Annotated in this window: 15 protein-coding genes and 1 pseudogene; 14 read left to right on the top strand and 2 right to left on the bottom strand. The window is 63.9% G+C overall.

Annotated features, from left to right (window positions below; all coding sequences use genetic code 11):
- Nucleotides 1-15 precede the first annotated feature (15 nt).
- Nucleotides 16-1,178 (bottom strand): IS3 family transposase gene (locus tag TSO352_RS05135; protein WP_109106248.1). Its coding sequence is split into 2 segments (ribosomal slippage): nucleotides 16-929 and nucleotides 929-1,178, totalling 1,164 coding nucleotides; the frame shifts between segments, so codons are not numbered across the junction.
- Nucleotides 1,179-1,481: 303 nt separating this feature from the next.
- Between TSO352_RS05135 and TSO352_RS05130 the strand changes: the two genes are divergently transcribed.
- The 6 genes and pseudogenes from TSO352_RS05130 to TSO352_RS33810 all read left to right on the top strand — a co-directional run.
- Entirely contained in the window at nucleotides 1,482-1,835 is a 354-nt protein-coding gene (locus TSO352_RS05130) for a hypothetical protein (protein ID WP_109106247.1), read from the top strand.
- 123 nt (nucleotides 1,836-1,958) lie between these two features.
- Nucleotides 1,959-2,300: a hypothetical protein gene (locus TSO352_RS05125; RefSeq protein ID WP_146210713.1), complete on the top strand. Its 342-nt coding sequence runs from the start codon at nucleotides 1,959-1,961 to the stop codon at nucleotides 2,298-2,300.
- A gap of 41 nt (nucleotides 2,301-2,341) precedes the next feature.
- Nucleotides 2,342-5,218 carry a S8 family serine peptidase gene (locus tag TSO352_RS05120; RefSeq protein WP_109106245.1) on the top strand — a complete coding sequence of 959 codons (2,877 nt, stop codon included), beginning with the start codon at nucleotides 2,342-2,344 and terminating at the stop codon, nucleotides 5,216-5,218.
- 29 nt (nucleotides 5,219-5,247) lie between these two features.
- Nucleotides 5,248-7,332, top strand: coding sequence for a serine protease (locus TSO352_RS05115; protein WP_109106244.1), 2,085 nt, complete (start codon nucleotides 5,248-5,250; stop codon nucleotides 7,330-7,332).
- A gap of 4 nt (nucleotides 7,333-7,336) precedes the next feature.
- Nucleotides 7,337-10,645, top strand: a complete 3,309-nt coding sequence (locus TSO352_RS05110; RefSeq protein WP_109106243.1) for a hypothetical protein — start codon at nucleotides 7,337-7,339, stop codon at nucleotides 10,643-10,645.
- Between the two features lie 132 nt (nucleotides 10,646-10,777).
- Nucleotides 10,778-10,981 (top strand): annotated as a pseudogene (locus tag TSO352_RS33810) (transposase); the annotation flags it as partial.
- Nucleotides 10,982-11,278: 297 nt separating this feature from the next.
- On the opposite strand, the gene TSO352_RS05100 reads toward TSO352_RS33810, so the two are convergent.
- Nucleotides 11,279-12,478: an IS256 family transposase gene (locus TSO352_RS05100; protein ID WP_109106241.1), complete on the bottom strand. Its 1,200-nt coding sequence runs from the start codon at nucleotides 12,476-12,478 to the stop codon at nucleotides 11,279-11,281.
- Between the two features lie 222 nt (nucleotides 12,479-12,700).
- Here TSO352_RS05100 and TSO352_RS34215 point away from each other — a divergent pair, with 222 nt between their 5' ends.
- The 8 genes from TSO352_RS34215 to TSO352_RS05070 all read left to right on the top strand — a co-directional run.
- The gene (locus TSO352_RS34215) at nucleotides 12,701-12,832 is read left to right on the top strand and encodes a hypothetical protein (RefSeq protein ID WP_282183831.1); all 132 of its coding nucleotides are present in this window, start codon (nucleotides 12,701-12,703) and stop codon (nucleotides 12,830-12,832) included.
- Between the two features lie 424 nt (nucleotides 12,833-13,256).
- The gene (locus tag TSO352_RS32890) at nucleotides 13,257-13,553 is read left to right on the top strand and encodes a hypothetical protein (protein WP_146210712.1); all 297 of its coding nucleotides are present in this window, start codon (nucleotides 13,257-13,259) and stop codon (nucleotides 13,551-13,553) included.
- 28 nt (nucleotides 13,554-13,581) lie between these two features.
- The gene (locus TSO352_RS05095) at nucleotides 13,582-14,922 is read left to right on the top strand and encodes a radical SAM protein (RefSeq protein ID WP_146210711.1); all 1,341 of its coding nucleotides are present in this window, start codon (nucleotides 13,582-13,584) and stop codon (nucleotides 14,920-14,922) included.
- Nucleotides 14,922-15,968, top strand: a complete 1,047-nt coding sequence (locus TSO352_RS05090) for a TOMM precursor leader peptide-binding protein (protein WP_109106239.1) — start codon at nucleotides 14,922-14,924, stop codon at nucleotides 15,966-15,968. The genes TSO352_RS05095 and TSO352_RS05090 overlap by 1 nt, the downstream gene beginning before the upstream one ends.
- Entirely contained in the window at nucleotides 15,958-17,289 is a 1,332-nt protein-coding gene (locus tag TSO352_RS05085; protein ID WP_109106238.1) for a YcaO-like family protein, read from the top strand. Before TSO352_RS05090 ends, TSO352_RS05085 begins: the two co-directional genes overlap by 11 nt.
- Nucleotides 17,290-17,302: 13 nt before the next feature.
- Nucleotides 17,303-18,130: a SagB/ThcOx family dehydrogenase gene (locus TSO352_RS05080; protein ID WP_109106237.1), complete on the top strand. Its 828-nt coding sequence runs from the start codon at nucleotides 17,303-17,305 to the stop codon at nucleotides 18,128-18,130.
- Nucleotides 18,081-20,003 carry a S41 family peptidase gene (locus TSO352_RS05075; RefSeq protein WP_109106236.1) on the top strand — a complete coding sequence of 641 codons (1,923 nt, stop codon included), beginning with the start codon at nucleotides 18,081-18,083 and terminating at the stop codon, nucleotides 20,001-20,003. The genes TSO352_RS05080 and TSO352_RS05075 overlap by 50 nt, the downstream gene beginning before the upstream one ends.
- 222 nt (nucleotides 20,004-20,225) lie before the next feature.
- On the top strand, nucleotides 20,226-20,463 hold a 238-nt coding region (locus TSO352_RS05070; protein WP_199231488.1), incomplete at its 3' end, for a transposase.

Here is a 20,463-nt window from a genome sequence, read left to right as displayed (position 1 = left end):
CGAAGTTTCCTCCGGTCATTGGCAGAGTCTCTGTGAGTTGTGATGCCCGAAGTGGGCAGTGATGGCAAGCTGGGCTGGGGCATGCCCCAACCCAGCTTGCGTTGCGGCCGCGGCGACCTCGGCGGGCGTGGCGCCGCCGAGACCGGAGTGCGGCCGGATGTGGTTGTAGTCTTCCCTCCAGATGGCCAGGACGGCCCGGGCGTGAGACAGCGACGCAAACAGCGTCTCGTTCAGGCATTCATCCCGCAGTCGCCCGTTGAAGCTCTCCACGAAGCCGTTCTGCATCGGCTTGCCGGGGGCGATGTAGTGCCACTCCACCCGGTGCTCCTGGCTCCAACGCAGGATGGCCATGCTGGTCAACTCGGTCCCGTTGTCGCTGACCACCAGCCGCGGCTTGCCGCGTCGGGCGATCAGGGTGTCGAGTTCACGGGCGACGCGGGCGCCAGACAGCGAGGTGTCGGCCACCAGCGCCAGGCACTCGCGCGTGAAGTCATCCACCACCGCCAGGATCCGGAAGCGCCGCCCGTCGCTGAAGCCGTCAGCGACGAAGTCCAGCGACCAGCGTTGGTTCGGCCCTTGCGGCAGCACCAGCGGCGCCCGCGTGCCCAGGGCGCGCTTGCGTCCACCGCGCCGACGCACCTGGAGTTTCTCCTCTCTGTAGAGCCGGCGCAGCTTCTTCTGGTTCATGGCATGGCCTTCGCGGGCCAGCAGCAGATGCAGCCGCCGATAACCGAAGCGCCGCCGTTGGCGCGACAACTCGCGTAGCCGCTCACGGACAGCAGCATCGTTCGGGCGCCGGGAGCGGTAGCGCACGGTCGAGCGATCCGCTCCCAGTACAAGGCACGCCCGCCGCTCGCTCACGCCGTGGCTGGCACGGGCATGGGCAACAGCATTCCGCATAGCCGCGGGCGTCACCATTTTTTTGCGGCGACGTCCTTCAGGATGGCGTTGTCCAGCATGGCCTCGGCCAGCAGCTTCTTCAGCCGCGTGTTCTCGTCCTCGAGCGCCTTAAGCCGCCGCGCCTCGGAAACCTCCAGCCCGCCGTACTTGGCCTTCCAGGTGTAGAAGGTCGCCTCGCTGATCCCATGCCGGCGGCACACGTCCGCCGTCTTCTGACCAGCCTCCTGCTCCTTCAGGATGCCAATGATCTGCTCCTCGCTGAATCGGCTGCGTCTCATCCGTCCGTCTCCTCTCGATGACGGACTCTACCTTTCCCCGGAGGAATTTTCCGGTCTCAGGTCAAAACTGCCAAAGTAGTGTTTGAGGGTGCCACTAAACGCCAATCCTGCCGAGCCCAGGGGGCGGGAGTGTGGGCCAAATTGCTCTCACATACTTCCGTATGCATCGTCAACCACACTTCTTCTAATTGCCGTGTGGTGCCAAGCCAATCAAAACCGTTGCGAAAATTATAGAACCGCACAAAATATGCTGGCGCTGCGATCCCAACTTCCAGCATGCGGGTAAAGTCCATGGGAAAATCTATGACTTCAGCGTCTACCGGAGCGTTCGATGCCAACGGTGAAGCCGACCGCCGCCGGAGCATCGCGTTCGTCGAGTCGCTCTCGCTACCGGAACCGCCGGACACCGAATTTGACCTTGCCCTGGAATCGGCGCTCGAGCCCCAGGCTCCTGCATTCGACGCGGGAAAGGATGAGGCGGCGGTGGTGGGCAGCAACATCGTCTCCTTCGCGCGGGGCGTTGCGGCGGAAGACCGCGAGGCCATCGCGAACGCGCTGCTGATCGCCCAGCTCGTCGCCAAGAAGCGCAGCCAGGCTGCGGACGACATCCACCAGTGGTACCAGCATTACTTCGAGGTGCTCGGCGGCCTCGGCTAGGTCACGCAGAACCAGGGGTTCGGGGAGTACCGGACGAGCAGCACCAGCTTCGAGGCGCATCAAGCCATTATCGAGATTGCGACTACGGTTCTCGGCCCCGGTGCCGCGGCGCTCGCCGTCGTAATGACGACGCTGCAAGCGTTGCGCAACGCCTCAGCGAACCAGCCCTGGATGACGCTCTTCAACAGAGAGTCGATGTTCACGCGGGCGGCGCGCTTCCAAGTCGCTTGGGCCGAGTCGGACGGCAGCACGGTGACCATCGCGCTCCTCGCCTTCGTGTTGGAGGCCCAATCGGACCTCACGCAGGTGCTGTTCTTCAAATTCGCGACCAACAGTGTCCACTTCAGGCACAAGTCCGGCACCGTCTCGGTGGAGTTGGGAAGGCTCCGCGCCACGCGGGATGCCATCGCCGCCAAGGTGAGCGCCTTCACCTCGTCGTACATCGAGACGCTTCCCGATCTCTGACACTCGCCCGCCGCAATTCCATCACGCTAGGAGTTCGTCGAATGCCAGCCGCCCAACCCATTTCGCTCATGGACAGCGTGGCCGCCGTCAGGATCGCGATCGTTGCGGACGCGGCCGTCGACATTCCGGCGCGCTTCGTCTTCGTGGTCCCGGCCAACCAGGATCTTGCGGCGATGAGGTCCGCGCTCTCCACGGCGTTCGCGTCCCTGGGCGGCACGGTCGAGCCGGTCTCCGTCCTGTCCCCGCGCGAACTGGCGCTCGTCTTCCCCGGGCGGCGCTTCATCGGGCCGGCGCAAGCCTTCGAGGCGGCCCATGCCTTGGAGGCCGCCCTCCGGCTCCCCGTGGTCGAGGCGGATCTTCCCCATGCGGTGATGCCGGTGCACGGCACCGATCCGGCCCCTGACGAGACCATCGAAGAGTCGGTGGAGACCCTGCTGCCCGGCTGCTGGGTCGAACCCGAGGACCGGCTGAAGGACAAGGGCGACTGGGCCCTGGGTATCCTCAACGTGCGCGAGGCCTGGGCCTTCGCCGAGAAGGCCGGCCGTCCCTCGAAGGGCGCCGGGATCATCGTCGCCCAGCCGGACACCGGGATCGTCGCCCATCCCGAACTGGACCCGGCGCACACGGCGCGGGGCTTCAACGTCATGGACGGCGAGGAGCCGCGCGACCCCACCGACCCCATGTCCGGGGGCGGCAACCCCGGCCACGGCACCGGCACGGCCAGCGTGCTCGTCAGCCCGGAAACCGGGGTCGTCGTCGGCTCCGCCCCGGCGGCGCTCCACATGCCGATCCGCGCGATTGAGAGCGTCGTGCGCCTGTCGCAAGCCAAGGTGGCCCAGGCGATCGACCGCGCGGTGGACCAGGGGGCGCACGTCATCACCATGTCGCTGGGGGGCATCTATTCCCCGGCCTTGCGCCGTGCGCTGGAGCGCGCCGTGGCGGCGGACGTCATCGTCCTGGCGGCGGCCGGGAACTGCGTCGGCTTCGTCGTGTGGCCCGCTCGCTTCGACGACTGCATCGCGATCGGCGGCACGAACGCCGACGACAAGCCCTGGCCCGGCAGCTGCCGAGGCCCCGACGTGGACGTCTCGGCCCCGGCGCAGAACGTCTACCGCGCCTCGGCCAGGACCGGCGATTCCGGCCAGGGGCAGGGCACCAGCTTCGCCGTCGCGCTGGTCGCCGGCGCCGCGGCGTGCTGGCTGGCCTATCACGGGCGCGCCAACGTGATCGCGGCGGCGCGCGCGCGCGGGGAGACCGTGCAGTCCCTGTTCCGCCGCCTCCTGAAGGCCACAGCGCGCCGGCCGAAGGAGTGGGAGCCGCTTGAGATGGGGGCCGGCGTGGTGGACGCCCTCGCCCTGCTGAAGGCAGACCTGGACACCGGGCGGGACACGGAGGGGCCGCTCGCCACCGGCGTGGCGCCGCCCCCCGGCCGTTCCGTGCGCGACCTCGTGCTGGAGTCCGTCGGAACGCCGGCGCTGCGGGCGCCGGTGGACTGGAACCGCTTCGGGGCGGAGCTGAGCCTCGCCATCCTCAAGACGCGCCGCAAGGGCGCCCCGGCGGCGCCCCTGGAGTCCGGCCTGGAGAGCACCGGCGGCACGGCGGTTCCGCTGCTGTCGGCCGCCGCGCGGCGGGAGCTGCCGTCCGGCCTGCTGTCCACGCTGGACAGGGAACCGCCCGCCGTCCACAGCCCGCCCGAAAGCGCGGGGTCCCAGCCGTCGGGCCGGCTCCAGCAGCTCGACCGCCAGCGCCGCATCCTCGCGGCGCGCCACGCGGCGTTGCAGGACGGGATCTCCGAAAGCGCCCAGGCCATGGAGGAGTCGGTCGGCCCGGACGCGCCGCTGCCCGACCCGCAGGACGTCCTCCACCGGATCGACCAGGTGGTCAAGGCGATGCCCCCAGACGAAATGGGCGATCCCGACGCCTTCCGCGCGGCGCTGGGGACGCTGATGCGGCACGGCGAAAGCGCGCTGGCGAAGCTCGCCGACCCCGGCGTGCCGGACCACGCGATGTCCCGCGAGGACATCGGAGCCCTGGAGGCGGTGATCATCGCCGACGGCTCCCGCCCCAGCTTCCTTCTGCGCGACGGGCTGGCGCCGGCGTCTCATCCCTTCCTCGGCATCTGGGCGGACGACATCGCCACCTTCCGCTACGGGCTCCAGCCCATCGCAAAGGCCATCGGCCGCGTGCAGCCGGAGGGCGGGCACGCGTCGCGCTTCATCGGCACGGCGTGCCTCGTCGACGCCGGGAAGGGGCTGATGCTCACCAACTACCATGTGGTGGACGACGCCCGGCGCAAGTTCGGCGTGCCCATGACGGTGCAGGGCAACAGGCTCACCGTGCACGGCGGCCTCGAGATCGATTTCGAGGGCGAGTCGGGCAAACTCAACCGCAACCGCTTCAACGTGGTCGAGGTGATCCTGCCCGAAGGCTACGGCCGGGGCTTCGGCAGCCTCGACGCGGCCGTCCTGAGGATCGAGCCGGTGAACGCCACCAGCGCCATGCCGACGATGGCCATTCCGCTCAGCGCCAACCCCAACTTCATCACCGGCGGTTCGCCGACCCTGTGCACCATCGGCTACCCTGGGCCGCCGCCCAAGAGCACGGGAACGTCCGGTACGGTCGACTGGTCCTTCGTCACCGCGACCCTGTTCGGCAACCTGTTCGGGTACAAGCGGTTGGCGCCGGGCCGCTTCACGCAGCAGCTCGGCGACGACCCGCGCGACACCCTGGGCATCGCCATCAGCCACGACGCGACCACCTTCGGCGGGGCGTCCGGGTCCTTCGTGATCGCCTGGAAGGACGGCGCGTCGCCCGCATTCGCCCTGCACTTCTCCGGGGAGACCGAAAAGAAGAACAACGCCATATCGCTCGCCGCGGCGGCCGAGGCGCTGCGGGCGATCGGCGTTCCCATCCCCTAGAGCCGGAAATCAGGGAGTCCGGGCGGCACATGGATGGCACCAAGCATGTCGATGGCGTTGCCGGCAATGCCGAGCGGCTTGCCGCCTGGACCCGGCTGCCGTGGGAGGGGCTGCGCTATTCCTACAACCGTGAGCGGCGGGGCACCGCCGCCCGCAGCTGCCCGCAGCTCGAAGCCGATGTGGCTCTCAAGGCGGAAACCCAGCCGTCCGAAATTCCGCTCGAACGGCAGCTGATTCTGGAAGCCTGCCGCGAGGCGGAGCGGTTCGGCTTCCTGCACGAGCTGTCCATCGCCATCGTTGAGATGGAGCGCCTGAACAAGCGGCCCGAGGCCGAGGTCGAGGAGATCGCCAAGCTCTGGCAGGCGGCGGGCGTCATGCAGCTCATGATCAACCGGGACGCGGGCCTTCTCGACGCCTCCGTAATCTACGGGCTGGAGGCCGCATGCGAGGCCAGCGCCTGTGTGATGCTCGACGGCGCCGTGATCGGCACGGCGTTCCTCGTCGGCGCCGACCTCGTGCTGACCAGCGCGCACGTCGTGTGCGGCGAGGAAACGCCGCCGGGCGCGGCAAAATCGTGCTTCGCCCGGAAGCTGAAGGAGGACCTCGTCTTCCTGTTCCCCAAGTCCAAGCGCGTGCCGAGGGAAATCCAGATCGCACCCCACCCCAATGGGCTGATCGACTGTTCGCTGCCCCATGGAGACCCGCCGAACACGCTGCTGCGGACCCTCGGCGCGGCGGCCGCCGGAAAGCTCGACTACGCGCTCGTCCGGCTTGCCCGCCAGGTCAGCGACATCCCGCCGCTGGACATCACTAACGCCGAATGGGCCGAAAGGGACCGCAAGTGCTTCGTGATCGGCTATCCTCTCGGCAGCAACGCGCCGAAGTTCGACGGCGACACCGTGCATGACATCGACACCCCCGCCGGCCGCATCTTCTACCGGACGAACACCGTCGCGGGCATGTCGGGGGGCTGCTGCATCGGCGCGCGCGGCAAACCGGTGGCCCTGCACGAAGGGGGCTTCCCCACCATCAATGGCTCCGGCGCCTCCCTGCGCGACGGGAACGGCCAGCCGCTGGCGGCCGTCAACCGCGCGGTGAGCCTCGCCGCCATCCGCGACCTTCAGCGCAAGTCGCAAGCCGACCCCCTGCTCTCGAAACCCCGGTCGCCGGGGCTGGTGATGAACGAGCCCGGCCTGATCGACGACTGGTACAAGGTCGGGCTGCGCCTCGCCGGGCCGGACCATCAGAAGGATTGGGAGGCGCGGGTCGGCGCCGCGCTCGGTGCGGTTCCGGGCGCCGGGGCCGACCTCGGGACCGAGCATCCCTGGTTCGAGCGCAAGGAGCTGGAAGCCTGGATCGACCGCGCGAAGGCGGGGCCGAACCACCGCATCGCCTACGTGACCGGCGAGCCCGGCACCGGCAAGTCCTTCGCGGCGCGCATCGTCGGGGCCAAGCTCGACCAGCCGGAGCGCGATCTGGTCCGCGTCACCTCGACGCTTACCACCATGCTGTCCTGGTCGGAGGCGCTGGCCAAGCTGGGACAGGCGCGGGACGGCGACACGCTGCTGCGCACCGATCCGGCGGCGGTGCGCTACGCCGACGCGGGCACGATCATCGCCACGCTGCGGCGCCATGGCGGACTGGAGCGGACCGCCGAGGGACCGCCGCTCTTCGTCGCCTTCGACTTCGGCCCGGACGGAGCGGAGGCGGCGGACGTCAAGCCCTGGCTGGAGCTGATCGGCCAGCTCGCCGCGGAACCGTGGGTCCGCATCCTGGTCATCGCGCTCGGCGAACAGGGGCTCACGCAGCTCGACGCCCGCCTCCAGGCCGCTCCCGACCCGCTGCCCGCGACGGAAGAGTTCGACATGCCGGCCGCCGGTGAGGAGGAACTGATCCGTTTCATACAGGGGATCTACAAGGAGCGTGGGCTGACCGCTCCCCGGCCGGGCGTGCTGCGCGAGCGATGGCTGAAGGACTGGAAGGCCGGGCCGGGCCTGCGCAACGCGGTGCCCGCGCTTCAGACGGCCGAAGCGGTGCTGGCGGCGTTGACGATCTACCATCAGGTGCTGACGGACGTGGATTCCGGGTCCGCCGGCGGCCAGAACGGGGGATGAGGCGATGATGTCCAACCGATCCGGACGGCAGATCGGCGCGGCGATCGCGGCGGCCATGGGGACGCTGGCGGCGGCCGACCTGCCGCAGGCGTCCCCGCCTCCCGACGAGCGTTCGCCGGAGGCGCGCCTTGCCGACACCGTGCGGTTCCGGTTGGCCTTGCGGGGGTGGGTCAACCCCCGCCGCCTGATCGACGACGACACGCCGGACCCGCTCCGGGTCTTGGCGCTGAACGCGCTGGCGTCGGAGATCGAGACCTCCTTCGCCCAGCGGCCCGGCCAGTGGTTTCTCGGTCCGGGCGCCCGCCGCCGCGTCCTCGCCGGGGCTTCGAAGGAGGACATCCTGAAGGAGCTGGCGACGCAGCGGTGGGAGGGCGACGCGCACGACCCCGTCCGCGGCGCCCTGCGCGGGCTGTTCGGCCCCGGCGGCCAGGACCTGGGGCGGCTTTCCGTGGAGGAATTGCAGGCCCTCCACGCGGTCGCCGGCGTGATCGGCAGCCGGATCGGCGGCGCGGACGGGATCCGGGACCGCGTCGCCGCCCGGATTTCCGGCACCGCCCGCGCGGCGGAGATCGAGCGCCTCCTGTCCGCCGGCTTCGTGGGCCGCGAGGACGCGGTGACGCGCCTGACCGCCTTCCTGACGGAACCGTACCGGCCGACGCGCTCCATCGCCGCGCTCCAGATCCACGGGGTCGGAGGCTCGGGCAAGTCGACCGTGCTGGCGGAGGCGGAGCGCCGGGTGTCCGACACGCCCGGCGCCCCGGTGCTGGCGCATCTGGACTTCGACCGGCCGGACCTGGACCCGGCCGACCATGTGTCGCTCGACCTCGCGCTGCTGGAGCAGATTGCAATCGCCGCGCCCCAAGCGGCCCCAGCATGCCGTGCCCTGGCCGAGCGGCTGGTGTCGTCCCGCCAGGGCCTGCGCGAAGACCTGAAGGCGGCCTCCGGGCGGCCGGGATCATCCCGCAGACCCGACGTGCGGCGGTCCTTCGTGGCCCAGCGGGAGAGCGGCCGGTCGGAGGCGCTGGAATCCGTGGTCTCCAGCGACGCGCCCGCGCGGAACTCGCTCGTCTACAACGCCCTCGCCCCGGAGACGGCGAGCGCCCCGATCCTCCCGGCCGGGCGCCCGCTGGCGCTCGTCCTCGACACCCTGGAAGTCGTGTCGGTCCGCGGCCACGCCGTCATCCTAGACCTGATCGGCTGGCTGGAGTCCCTGGTGGAAACGGCGGGAGTCCCGGACCTTCGGGTCGTGCTCGCCTCCCGCGACGCGCCGGGGATGGCGGGCGTGCGGGACGTCGGCGAGATGCTGCGGAACGACGGGCACCGCGTCGGCGATCCGATCGCGCTGGGCGACCTGCCGGAGGACGACGCGCTCCGGCTGCTGATGGACGCGGGCGTGCGGGACAAGGAACTGGCGCGGGTGGCCGCGCGCGCCCTTCCCGGCAATCCGCTGGTGCTACGCATCGCCGCCACGCTGTTCACCGAAGCGCCGGGCGAGCTGGAGGAGATCCGCAAGGCCCACGCGCAGGGGCGCATCGACCGCGCGACCGCCGCGCGCTATCTGACGCAACGGGTCATCGCGCATCTGCCGAATCCGGTCGCCCGGCCCTACGCCCTGGCCGCCATCCTGCTCCCCGAGGTGAACCTGCGCCTTGTGCGCGACGTCGTCGTTCCGGCGGCGGACCACGCCGGCAAGCGCGAGGCGACGCCGCCCCACGACCTCCCGCGCCCCGACCTGCCGCGCAAGGTGTTCGACGCGCTGCTGCGCACGGCGTGGCTGGTGGTGCCGGCGCCGTCCAAGACCTCCTTCACCTTCCACCCGGAGCTGCGCGCGCTGATCCTGCGCATGCTGGAGGCGGCGCCCGAACACGATGCCCTGCGCGCCGCGGTGCGGGACCGCGCCATCGCCTGGCACCAGCGCCGGCGCACCTCTCTGGACCGCGCCCTCGCCCTGTACCACCGGATCCTGCGCGGGGACGTGCAGACCCTGTCGGCGGAGCAGAGCGCCCTCCTCCCCCTGCTCGGCCGGTGGATCGAGGATCTTCCCGAGCGGATTCGGGACCAGTCGGAGCCGCTTACGGCGACCATAGGAGCGCCAGAGGACGTTCTATCCGACAACGAGTGGAGGATTTACCTTGAGGGGCTGGACGAGGAGGACGGACAGGGCGCAAAGCTCGTCAAACGCGGAGACGCCTGGCCCGCCTTGGAACTGTACCGTTCCCGCCCGACACGGCCCTTCGGCGTTCCGCCGACCTTTGTCCTGCAAGCGCTGGCCGACACCGCGGAGTGGTGGACCGGTGAAGCCCATGCGGACTTGGTCATGGAGCAGCTTCAGGAAGTCTCCCCGCCGGTAGGCCGGCTGAGTGGCCGGCTTCTGTCCCGGCTCTACTGGATCACGCGGTTGCGGCTCTTGTCGGAGGAGAGGCTTTCCCCATACCACATCGATGTGCTGCGGTGGCTTTGCCGAGGCATAAGCCCCGGCGTTTTTCCCAGCCTTATCGCGGTAGCGGAGGCCTTCCATGGAGTCCACACCGCGCCTGATTCGTGGATCAGGGGGAAGGGTGCGGTCGAAGCGCACACGCGGCTCTATCTGGTGCGCGCGCTCCGGTTCGGTGATGCGATCTACTGGCGGCCCAACCTGGAAGCCTTGACGGTGGCACAGGCCGATTGGTGGAACAGGTTGCGGCAGGACGCCGCAGGCTTGGCGGATCTCGATCATACGAAGTTCTCATATGCCGAGGACATGCTCCGCCGGCTGAATGGAGCTCCCTATGCCGAGGTCGGCCGTGCCCTGCGAGAACTGCGGACCATAAGGCCGGCACTCGCGCTCCGACCAAAGCACCCCAATTTTGTAGCCGGTGCGGTGCTGCTGTTGCGCGGAACGACTATCGAGTTCCACCGTCCTCTGCGCGCCGCGCTCATCGAAGCATTGTACGGCCACCCGTCGGTGAGAGATTCGGTGCGTCGAAAGGCTCATTTGCCGTATCGGCATGAGATCCGTTTCCTGCTGGAAGATCTTTGCAGTTCCATGACCATTGTCCCACGTGAGTTCCTGCCGCAGCACCTGTGGGGCATGGTGGAAAGCAACCCCGAGGACTGGATCGGCGCCCTCGTGTCCTTCGCCGACCGGGCGCGCCTGCTGCCGGAACTCTGCGTGCGGTGCCTCGGGCCTGACATCGACGACAGCCGACCGGAATTCCAGCGTCTGAAACGGGTCGCGAAGAGTTTCCTTGCGTGGGACCGGGCGATTTCCGGCCCCGAGGGGTCCGGATGGTGGAGCGGCCACGGGAGCCCTCAGGAATCCAAATTTCGGTAGCGGGCGAACTCCGCCCCCCCCTTAGAGCACGCTTTGAAAGTTTATTACGCAGCAAATCCCAATATTCAAGGGCGGGACAGTCTCGGAGGGTGGGGCGTATCTACGCGCCTCTCATAACGAGAAGAGCGTGCGATGCCCAGCCTGTACCCGACCGATCTGCCGGATGAGCAATGGGCCCTGATCCAGCCGATGATCCCGCTGGCCGGGCCCGGTGGGCGGCAGCGCTCCACCGACATGCGCGCCGTCTTCAACGTCATCCTCTATACACTGCGCGCCGGAGGCCAATGGCGCATGCTGCCGCGCGAATACCCGCCGGTCTCCACCCTGTATGGCTACCTCGAGGACGAACAGCACCTCGTCCATCTCGGCCAAGCGGCTGATCAGGTCCCAGATCCCGGATCGGGTGTTGGGCAGGCGAAAGGAGGTCCGCGTCGGCAGGACGTGAACGTCCAGCTGGTGGGCACTGACATCTATGCCGACATAGGCGGCGAACTGCGCTACGCTTTGCATGGTGCATGGCCCCGTCCTTGCTGATGCGGGCTCATTTCGGCCCAAGCAGCGACGGTCGTGTCCCGAGACGTGGTGTAGGAGCTGGGGTGCTCTCGTGGTCTCCGGCGCGTCTGGCCGGGACGTTCACGCGGCCGCAGCAGGCAACGTGAGGGCGAGATCATCGCGCAGCGGGGCGATGGTTTCCAGGGTCATGTAGCGCGCCCGCTGCACGGCCCATTCATCATTCTGCTCGAGCAGAATGGCGCCGATCAGCCGGGTGATCGCCGCCTCGTTTGGGAAGATGCCGACCACCTCGGTGCGCCGCTTGATCTCGCCGTTCAGCCGCTCCAGTGGGTTCGTGCTGTGGATCTTCGCCCGGTGCTCTTTGGGAAAGGTCATGAAGGCCAGCACGTCCTCTTCCGCTTCATCGAGCAGGGCGGCCAGCTTCGGCAACTTGGGGCGGACCTGATCAGCGACTTGGCGCCACTGCGCCTTGGCGGCGCCGGCGTCATCCTGGGCAAACGCGGTGGCGATGATGGCCGACACCACGCGCCGGCCGCTCCGGCCGGCATGCGCCAGCGCGTTGCGCATGAAGTGGACCCGACAGCGCTGCCATGTGGCGCGGAACACCTTGGACACGGCGGCTTTGATGCCCTCGTGGGCATCCGAGATCACCAGCTTCACCCCGGCCAGCCCACGGCGCTTCAGCTTGCGCAGGAACTCGATCCAGAAGGTCTCGGTTTCCGAGGCGCCGATGTCCATGCCCAGCACCTCGCGCCGGCCATCGGTGTTCACCGCTACGGCGATGGTGATCGCGACCGAGACGATGCGCCCGTTCTGGCGGACCTTCACGTAGGTGGCGTCGATCCACAGGTAGGGCCAATCGCCTTCGATGGGGCGCCCCAGGAAAGTGCTCACCCGCTCGTCGATCTCTTCGCACAACCGGCTGACCTGGCTCTTCGAGATGCCGCTCATGCCGAGCGCCTTGACCAGGTCGTCCACCGAGCGTGTCGAGATCCCGTGGACGTAGGCTTCCTGGATCACGGCGGTCAGCGCCTTCTCGGCCATCCGGCGTGGTTCCAGGAAGCCGGGGAAATAGCTGCCCTTTCGCAGCTTGGGGATGCGCAACTCGACCGTGCCGGCACGGGTCTCCCAGTCCCGCTCGCGGTAGCCGTTGCGCTGGACCAGCCGCTCCGCGGAGCGTTCGCCGTGCGCGGCACCGGTCAGGCCCTGCACCTCCAATTCCATCAGCCGCTCGGCCGCAAAGCCGATCATCTCGCGCAGCACGTCGGCATCAGGGCTCTTCTCCAGCAGCGCGCGAAGCGCCATCATCTCGTCGGTCATCGTGGTCACTCTTTGGTCGGGTTGAGGTGTGGTGACCAGACTCTACCGAAGATCCACGATGACCGCCCCGCTGTAGGGAACCGGCCCGCCTACGCCAGCTCTGGAGGCGCTTCGGCGGGCCGGTTCCCCACAGCTCCTACACCACGTTCAGGGACGTGACCCTCCGGCACCAAAGGTCAAACGGGATCCCGCCCGCACCGGCTGCCCTCATGAAGGCAGCCGGTGCGCCTGATCGCAGCACATTCAGGCGCTTTGGCAAGATACAAGGTCAAAAAGCTGAAGCTGATCAAGCGTCAGATGTACGGACGCGACAGCTTCGATCTGCTGCGCCGTCGCGTCCTCCTCGCTGCCTGATCCACGCAAAGTGCGGGAGAACCGATTTCTGGGTCAGGACCACACATCGCCGCGTGACCGCCCCGCGACTCCAATAAACTTCACCGCCATGGCTCGCTGGATAAACCTTAAAAAATTCCCTCGAAACCTCAGTAATATCTCCAAACCCACGTTGCATACCACAGTATGCAATGGGCAACTTGTTGGCCATTGCTAATGTATCAGCCATCCCACTTGACGAGCGGCTGAAAATTTGCGATGATTATAAGTGCTGCTTTTGCGGCTTCCGGCATCAAGCTGCGGTCTCGCAAGAGTGATTTGGCACCGCGCAGGTGGTGCTGAGCCTATTGTTGTGCTGTTGTCCAGGCGCTGCGGCGCCTTCGGCATCTAACAACGTGCGACCGACTTTCTCCTAGATAAGTGCTACAGAATCGTGGAGGAGCGCATGACGAAGCCAAACAGTACTCCCATCGACCAGCTTGGTTTGTCGCAAGACCAGATCAACCGCCTTACGCCCGCCGCCAAGCAACTCACAAAGGGCGATCTGCTTGCCCTCTCAGCCAAGAAGGATATGCCGGCTCTGCACAACCTGACGCTCAAAGACATAAAGTCGATCGAAACAGTTATGTCAGAGTTTCAGGCACAGCAAATGGCTGCGGCCGGCGACGTCTCCTGTTGCACCTGCACGCCATGTTGCAGCTGTTGCGCTGCCGCAGATACCGAGCCGGTGCGTATTGTTTAGCTGTCGGTAATTCTTATGATAATGCGGGTTGATCCTGCGCTACGCCGGAGGAAAGGGTGTGCGCGTACTCCTGATATGGCCGGACAACGGCCGTGACATCATTGGATGGGGAGATCTGGGCGCAATTGCTGAGCCACTTGCGCTCGAATACCTTGCCGCCGCCATGGATGAGGCGGGACATGAGGTGAAGCTTCTTGATCTCCGTTTGCATGGCTCTGAACTGACAAGCACAGTTTCTGAGTGGAGGCCGCATATCGTCGGTGTAACTGGGTATTCAATGCACGTGCCGCGAATGCTTGAAATATGCCGAACAGTTCGCGAAGAACTTCCTGGATGCGCGACGGTGGTCGGCGGCCACCACGCAACGTTATCACCTGATGACTTCTTCGATTCTGCCATCGATTACGTAGTGTGCGGTGAAGGTGTAAAGCCGCTCACCGCCATCACCGAGAATATACTGAATGGACGACCGAACGCCCCGGTCCCCGGCACATGGCTGCGATCCAGCACCGGTCATGTCTTCGGTGGGGCACCGGGGTATTTTGACGTCGAGTCCTTGCCACGCCCTAACCGGTCGGTCTGCAGAAAGGATCGATCGGAGTACTTTATCGATTGGATGAGGCCCATCGCGCTGCTGCGCACATCTGTGGGGTGCCCCTACCGGTGTTCCTTCTGTTCTCTGTGGCGCATGATGGACGGCCGGTATCATCGCAGAGCCATCGATCGCGTAGTTGAAGAGTTGGAGGAGATCGATGAGGATTTTGTTTTTCTCGTTGATGATGAGGCCTTTATCAATGAGCGGAGGATGCTCGCCTTGGCGCGCATAATTGAGGCGGCTGGCATCAGAAAGAATTATTTCGCTTACTGTCGCGCCGACACGCTCTTGCGCAACAAGGACGCCATCGCAGCATGGCGAAGGATAGGGCTCGAGCGGCTGTTCATAGGATTCGAAGCGGTCACGGACGAAGGATTGGGGGGGTTCTCCAAGAGCCTCTCCGTTGCCCAGATAGATGACGCATTGGGCTTGGCGGGCGCGCTCGGAATAAAGGTTTTCTCTCAATTCATTGTAGATCCGCAATTCACCCGATCCGATTTCCAGCGTTTGGAAAGATTTATAGAGAGAAGACGTATTGACTATCCGTCGTTTACCATACTGACGCCCCTCCCTGGCAGCGGCATGTCGTTTGATCATGTAACCGAGCGAACGAAAGCAGGGCGCCCCCGCTGGGACCTGTTCGATCTGCAGAACCCAGTGACTCCGACGGCGCTACCAAGGGAGGACTTCATGCGGGAATATCGCGGCTTGCAAAAGCTGTTCTCGCACTCCCTAAAGCAACAACACACGCCAAATTCACAGCGAGGCTGGTAATGCATGGCCTTCCGACGATTCCCTACAAAGCTCTGACTGTGCAGTTGCTGGACGTTTCTGATGGCGTTTTGCTAAAGCGCGGGTGCACTGAGATAAAGATCGCCGGATCAAATATCCGGAGCACGGTCGCCACTCTTCTTGAGAAGTTCTCCGAGCCCCATAGTCCGAGCTCCGTCATCGAGAGCACACCGCCTTCAGAGCGTGAAAGCGCCGTGGAGCTGATCATTTACCTATGTAAGAGAAACATACTTATGCCAGCCGCCGAAATCAATGCGCTCGGGGCCGACGATATAAATGGTATTTTTTTGTGGAATTTTGGAACACTTGGAATTGCAGCTCGAACTATTCTCGGTCAGGTTCGGCTGATGGTTGCCGGCGCAAACCCGATCAGCCGCCGGCTTATCAACACGCTGACGGAGGCAGGGTTTGGCAACATTTGCGTCGTCGAACATGGCGGTCTTCAGAACGAGGCTCCTGCGACCGGGCCGGAGTTCCACGGTAGCCAACGAGCAGCTGACATCTTGAATGGAGAAGAGTCGGCGCCGGCGTGCGTAGTCGCCACGAGCGATAACGGAGCCATGATGGCAGTCCGGGACTGGAACAAAGAGTGTGTCGTGCGCGGCATACCGTTCCTTCCTGTGGTCCTCCACGACCTCATCGGAACAGTGGGCCCCCTTGTGGTGCCGCATCGGACTGCGTGCTACGAGTGTGCCCGAGGGCGTGAGAACTCCAATCTACCCAATGTTGAAGACACGCGCGCTTGGGAGTACGGTTCCAATGCTACCAAGCCGGTGTTCGGATATCATCCAGCCATGGCCGGTGTGGTCGCCGACGTAGCGGCCATAGAATTGACGCTGTTCTTTGGCGGCTTCCTACGCCCGAGGGTTGGCCGTGCGCTCGAAGTTAACCTCTTGTCGGCCAGCGTAAGGAGCAGAGCGGTGTTGAAGGTGCCGCGGTGCCGCGTTTGTAGTCCACTGATGCGCCACAGCCTGCCCAACACTATGTCCGACGCCTTCATTCCGGGACATATGCCTAATGACGCGTGAAGTCGAATACCGCATTCTATCTGACGTCTTGCCGCAGATGTTGGACAACCGGTACGGCATCATCAGCATGGTCCGTGAAATCCCCCGCGAACCCGGCTCGCCAGATTTTTTCCACTTCGCGGCGCAGACCTGCAGCGTGCAAGCTTTTACCCAGCAAAAGAATTTCCGGATCAGTGGTGGCGTCGCGACCGAGCGCGGCTCCGCCTTGGCCAAAGCGGTGGGAGAAGCCATCGAACGATACTGCTCTGCCGTCTATGATCTTGAGGATTTTCCGCTGATTGCGGCTGCCGATGCGGACTTTCCGTTTGTCGCCCCGGGGACTTTCGCGCTGTATGCCGACTGGCAATACAACAGCCCAAATTTCGAATACAAGCCGTTCACCTCGCACAGCCGGGTTCGGTGGACACCTTCGTGCGACGTCGCAACGGGCCGCACGGCCTACATTCCCGCATGCGCCGTTTATCTTCCGTATACCTACTATGTCGGGTCGGGCGATACACCCATCCTGCAGCCGATTTCCACCGGATTGGCCTGCCATACCTCATTCGAGCGTGCAGCGGTCTCGGCAATTTGCGAAGTAGTGGAAAGAGATGCTTTTACCCTGTTTTGGCAGCTTGGGATCAGCCCACCGCAGATTATTCCAGAGAGCTTGAGCGAAACCAACTACGACATCGTATTGCGCTTCGAACGCTTCGGCGGCCAACGGGTCTACTTATTCGACATCACCACGGATATCGGCATCCCCGCCGTTCTGTCCGTCCTGCGGAATCCAATATCGGGGGCACCGCCATTGACGTTTTCCGCCGCGGCGCATCCTGACCCTGAAGTGGCCGTCCGCAAGAGCCTTGAAGAGCTCGAGCACACTAGGCGCTATATGTCGCAAATTGCCACCCGCTATCCGCGCCTGCCCGCCATCGAAGGGCATGTCAACGTGGTGGATCAACTGAGCCACCTCAATTACTGGTGCGATCACAAGCATGCCCATGAGGCCGATTTTGTGTTCTCGTCAGGGCTGCGCAAGGAGTTTGATGAACTTCCTTGTTTTCTTGCCGAAACTCCTCAAGCAAATCTCGTGGCGCTGGCAGGCAAGATCGCGGCGAGCGGATACCGCACGTTCCTCGTGGATGTCACCAGCGACGATGTTCGGCCGCTAGAGCTTCGCGTCGTGAGGGCAGTGATCCCTGGGCTTCACCCGCTTGCGATGGGGCACCGCTGGCGCGTCTGTGGAGGGCGTCGCCTGACAGAAGTACCTGACGCAATGGGGCTTCGCCCTCGGTTTTCCGCTGCTAAAGACAATCCGTCTCCCCATCCGTTCCCTTGAAAGGAAATCCCGTATGGACGCCACATGGGAAGGTACGCAGTTGTCGGATGAGGCTGACGTTTGGGAACTCTATCATGAGAACTCAAAGGTGACACGGTACCTCAATTTTCCTTCCGAGCCCGTCATACTATCCAAAATGGCTTCAATGTATGAAAGCCTTCCGTACGAAGGGTATGCGACGTTCCCGCTTCCCGAGCATCACGGGGCTATTGATCAAGGTGTGGACGCTCTGATGACTATGCGGAAATCGGCGCGCTCCTTGGCGCGTACGTTAATGCGGTTGGATCAAGTGGCCGCCATTCTTCGCCTGGGATACGGAATAACAAGGATAAACGACAGCTCCGCGTATCCTCGATCGTTCCGCACCGTTCCGTCCGGTGGCGCGTTGTACCCGCTCGAACTCTATCTTTATGCGGGGGATGTAGAAGACTTGTCTGGGCTTTACCACTTCAACGCAAAGAACAATACGCTGAGCCTGCTGCGCCCGGGCGATCAGACGGCGGCCCTCCGGCAGTGCTTTGTGCAGTCGGACTTGCCGGATCGCGCTTCCGTGCTGGTGTTTATAACGGCAATCTTCGAAAGAACCGTATTCAAGTATGGGGCACGTGGCTATCGGTTCGCAATGATCGAGGCCGGCCACGTTGCTCAGAATATCAACCTATGTTCTGTCAGTATGGGGTTGGGGTGCTTGAACATAGGTGGCTTTTATGATCACGACATTGATAATTATTTGGGGTTGGACGGCATCGGTCATTCGACGATCTATGCTGTGGCGATAGGCAAAGACCGCGATGGCGCTGATTCTTCGCGGAGTGACACCAATGAGCACGACAGGCAGTGACGTCCTTACGCTGTCCGACGCCGTCCCTCTCAGGAGTTACTCCTGGGAGTGCAATGAGTTGAGTGTATCGGCGCGGACGGATATTATTGACCAAGCCATCGACATTCTGGAGAACTTCTATGTCCATATGGCACAGAAGAGGGCGGCATTCGGTATAGATGTACTTCAGCAACTGCGACTCCTGCGTCAATACGTTGCAACGGAACATCAGATCAAGCCGATGCATGTGTTTAACCGGCAACTATTGGGTATATTCCGTAGTTTGCGAGATCTTCATACCATCTATAAACTGTCTTTTGCCGAGCAAGGAATTGCTGTATTCCTTCCCTTCCTGGTTGAATCCTTCTTTGAGAACGGTGTGCGACATTACGTCGCGTCGAATGTGTTGGAGACGGCGTGCGACGACGCATTTGTGCCAGGTGTGGAGGTCTTGTACCTCAACGGTGCCCCGGTGAAGGCGGTGATTGGAGCGCTTGCCGAACGCACAGGGGGCAGCAACGATGCCGCTCGGCGGGCCCGCGGCGAAATTTATCTGACAATCAGACCTGTATTGGCTTTACCGCCGCCAGATGAACACTGGGTAGTGGTCCGGTTCAGAACGAGTGCCGGTGAGGAAAAGGAGCGCCAATTTGACTGGCGTGTCGGCGGGGTACCTGCCGGATTGAGCGCTAAGCAGAAAATTGAGGCTGCGTTTGGCATTGACGAGCAATTGCAGGCTGTTCACCGCGTAAGAAAAAATCTTTTTGCTCCGAACGTCGTCATGGCAGAGCGTTTGGTTGCAGATACCGCCAATGCTGCGGCGGCAAACAAAGAAGACCTTCCGTGCGCGTTGCCGCAGATATTCAGCGCGCGGCGAGTGTATAGTGATAACGTTTATTACGGATATCTGCGTGTTCGATCATTCGCAGCTGCGCCGGAACTCTTCTTCAGCGAGTTCGCATCTTTGCTCACGCGGCTTCCGCAGAATGGATTGATTATAGATTTGCGAGATAACGCGGGCGGAAACATTATCTCTGCCGAAATGTCGCTTCAGTCATTGACGGCGAAGCCGATTTTGCCCATGCAATTTCAGTTCCTGAATTCGCCTGCAACGTTGATTCTGTGCTCCGATCCCAGCGTAAGCCAAGCGATCGCTAGCGACCTCACGCCTTGGCGCGAGTCCATCCTACGTGCGATCGAAACTGGCGCTACGCATTCCGTCGGGCACCCGATTACACCGCAGGAGACGCTGAGCAACGTAGAGCAGAAGTATTTTGGTCCCATTGTGCTTATTGTGAATGGGTTATGCTACAGCGCGGCAGATGTGTTCGCGGCAAGCTTTCAGGACCACGGCGTCGGAGTGGTTCTCGGGACGGACGACGCGACAGGAGCCGGCGGTGCAAATGGCTGGTCTCTCAGCATGCTGGCACACATTATGCCGGAAGGAAGCTATCGTCCATCAAGGCTGGCGAATGGTGTTGATATCAGCGTTGCGATCCGCCGTGCAATCCGCGGCGGCACCAATGCGGGAATGCTACTGGAGAATTTCGGCGTTGTACCTGACGAGATCCACCAAATGACGCGGGGTGACGTCATCAGTCACAATCAGGATTTGATAAGCCACGCAGTTCAAATTTTGTCCAAACTGCCTCGATATGCGATTAAAATAAAGGAACAATGGGCAGAGAAGCGGTTTGTTGGGCTGTGTACGACACAAGGAATAGATCGCATTGACGTTTATTTGGATGGCCGCCCTCATGCGAGTGTTGATGTAAATAGCGGATCGGCACGGTTTGAAATTCTGTTGGCATCAGCGGAGGATGTGATTGAGTTTCGTGGATTTCATGAGCAACGCCTTGTGCTCAGAGTGCGGAAACATGCTGTGCGCCTCTAATACTGAGTCAGCGATGATGTGAAGGGGTCCTCCCTGTTGGAAGCGATAGTACCGACGGGAGGGCCGTGTCCCGCCGGGTGGTGTCTGAGACGTGAGGCTGGCCCGCCGGAGCGCTCCCCCATAGCTGGCGCAGGCGGGCCAGCCGTTCGGGAGCAGGCGGTCACCGTGTTCTTCGGCTAAGTTGAGGTTGCTTGACGACCATCAACTGTAACGGAGACCACGATGACCGAGGATAGGATCGCTCTTCAGGAGCTGATTGGGAAGAGTGCTGACGCCGACTTCTTGCGCGAGATGGTCGGCTTCGCCGCCCAGCGCCTGATGGAGTTGGAGGTCGAGAGCCTGTGCGGCGCCGGCTATGGCGAGCGCAGTGACGAGCGGTTGACCAAACGCAACGGTTACCGCGAGCGGACCTGGGAAACGCGCGCCGGCGCCATCGACCTGCGCATCCCCAAGCTGCCGC

The sequence above is a fragment of the Azospirillum sp. TSO35-2 genome (assembly GCF_003116095.1).
Taxonomy (GTDB): domain Bacteria; phylum Pseudomonadota; class Alphaproteobacteria; order Azospirillales; family Azospirillaceae; genus Azospirillum.
The sequence above is the reverse complement of the archived record's forward strand: the minus strand, read 5'-3'. Positions and strand labels throughout refer to the sequence as shown.

Bases quoted from the DNA above. Each gene is read 5' to 3' on its own strand.
- TSO352_RS05130 (WP_109106247.1), top strand. From the start codon at position 1,482: ATGACTTCAGCGTCTACCGGAGCGTTCGATGCCAACGGTGAAGCCGAC.
- TSO352_RS05125 (WP_146210713.1), top strand. From the start codon at position 1,959: ATGACGACGCTGCAAGCGTTGCGCAACGCCTCAGCGAACCAGCCCTGG.
- TSO352_RS05120 (WP_109106245.1), top strand. From the start codon at position 2,342: ATGCCAGCCGCCCAACCCATTTCGCTCATGGACAGCGTGGCCGCCGTC.
- TSO352_RS05115 (WP_109106244.1), top strand. From the start codon at position 5,248: ATGGATGGCACCAAGCATGTCGATGGCGTTGCCGGCAATGCCGAGCGG.
- TSO352_RS05110 (WP_109106243.1), top strand. From the start codon at position 7,337: ATGATGTCCAACCGATCCGGACGGCAGATCGGCGCGGCGATCGCGGCG.
- TSO352_RS05100 (WP_109106241.1), bottom strand. From the start codon at position 12,478: ATGACCGACGAGATGATGGCGCTTCGCGCGCTGCTGGAGAAGAGCCCT.
- TSO352_RS32890 (WP_146210712.1), top strand. From the start codon at position 13,257: ATGACGAAGCCAAACAGTACTCCCATCGACCAGCTTGGTTTGTCGCAA.
- TSO352_RS05090 (WP_109106239.1), top strand. From the start codon at position 14,922: ATGCATGGCCTTCCGACGATTCCCTACAAAGCTCTGACTGTGCAGTTG.
- TSO352_RS05085 (WP_109106238.1), top strand. From the start codon at position 15,958: ATGACGCGTGAAGTCGAATACCGCATTCTATCTGACGTCTTGCCGCAG.
- TSO352_RS05080 (WP_109106237.1), top strand. From the start codon at position 17,303: ATGGACGCCACATGGGAAGGTACGCAGTTGTCGGATGAGGCTGACGTT.
- TSO352_RS05075 (WP_109106236.1), top strand. From the start codon at position 18,081: ATGGCGCTGATTCTTCGCGGAGTGACACCAATGAGCACGACAGGCAGT.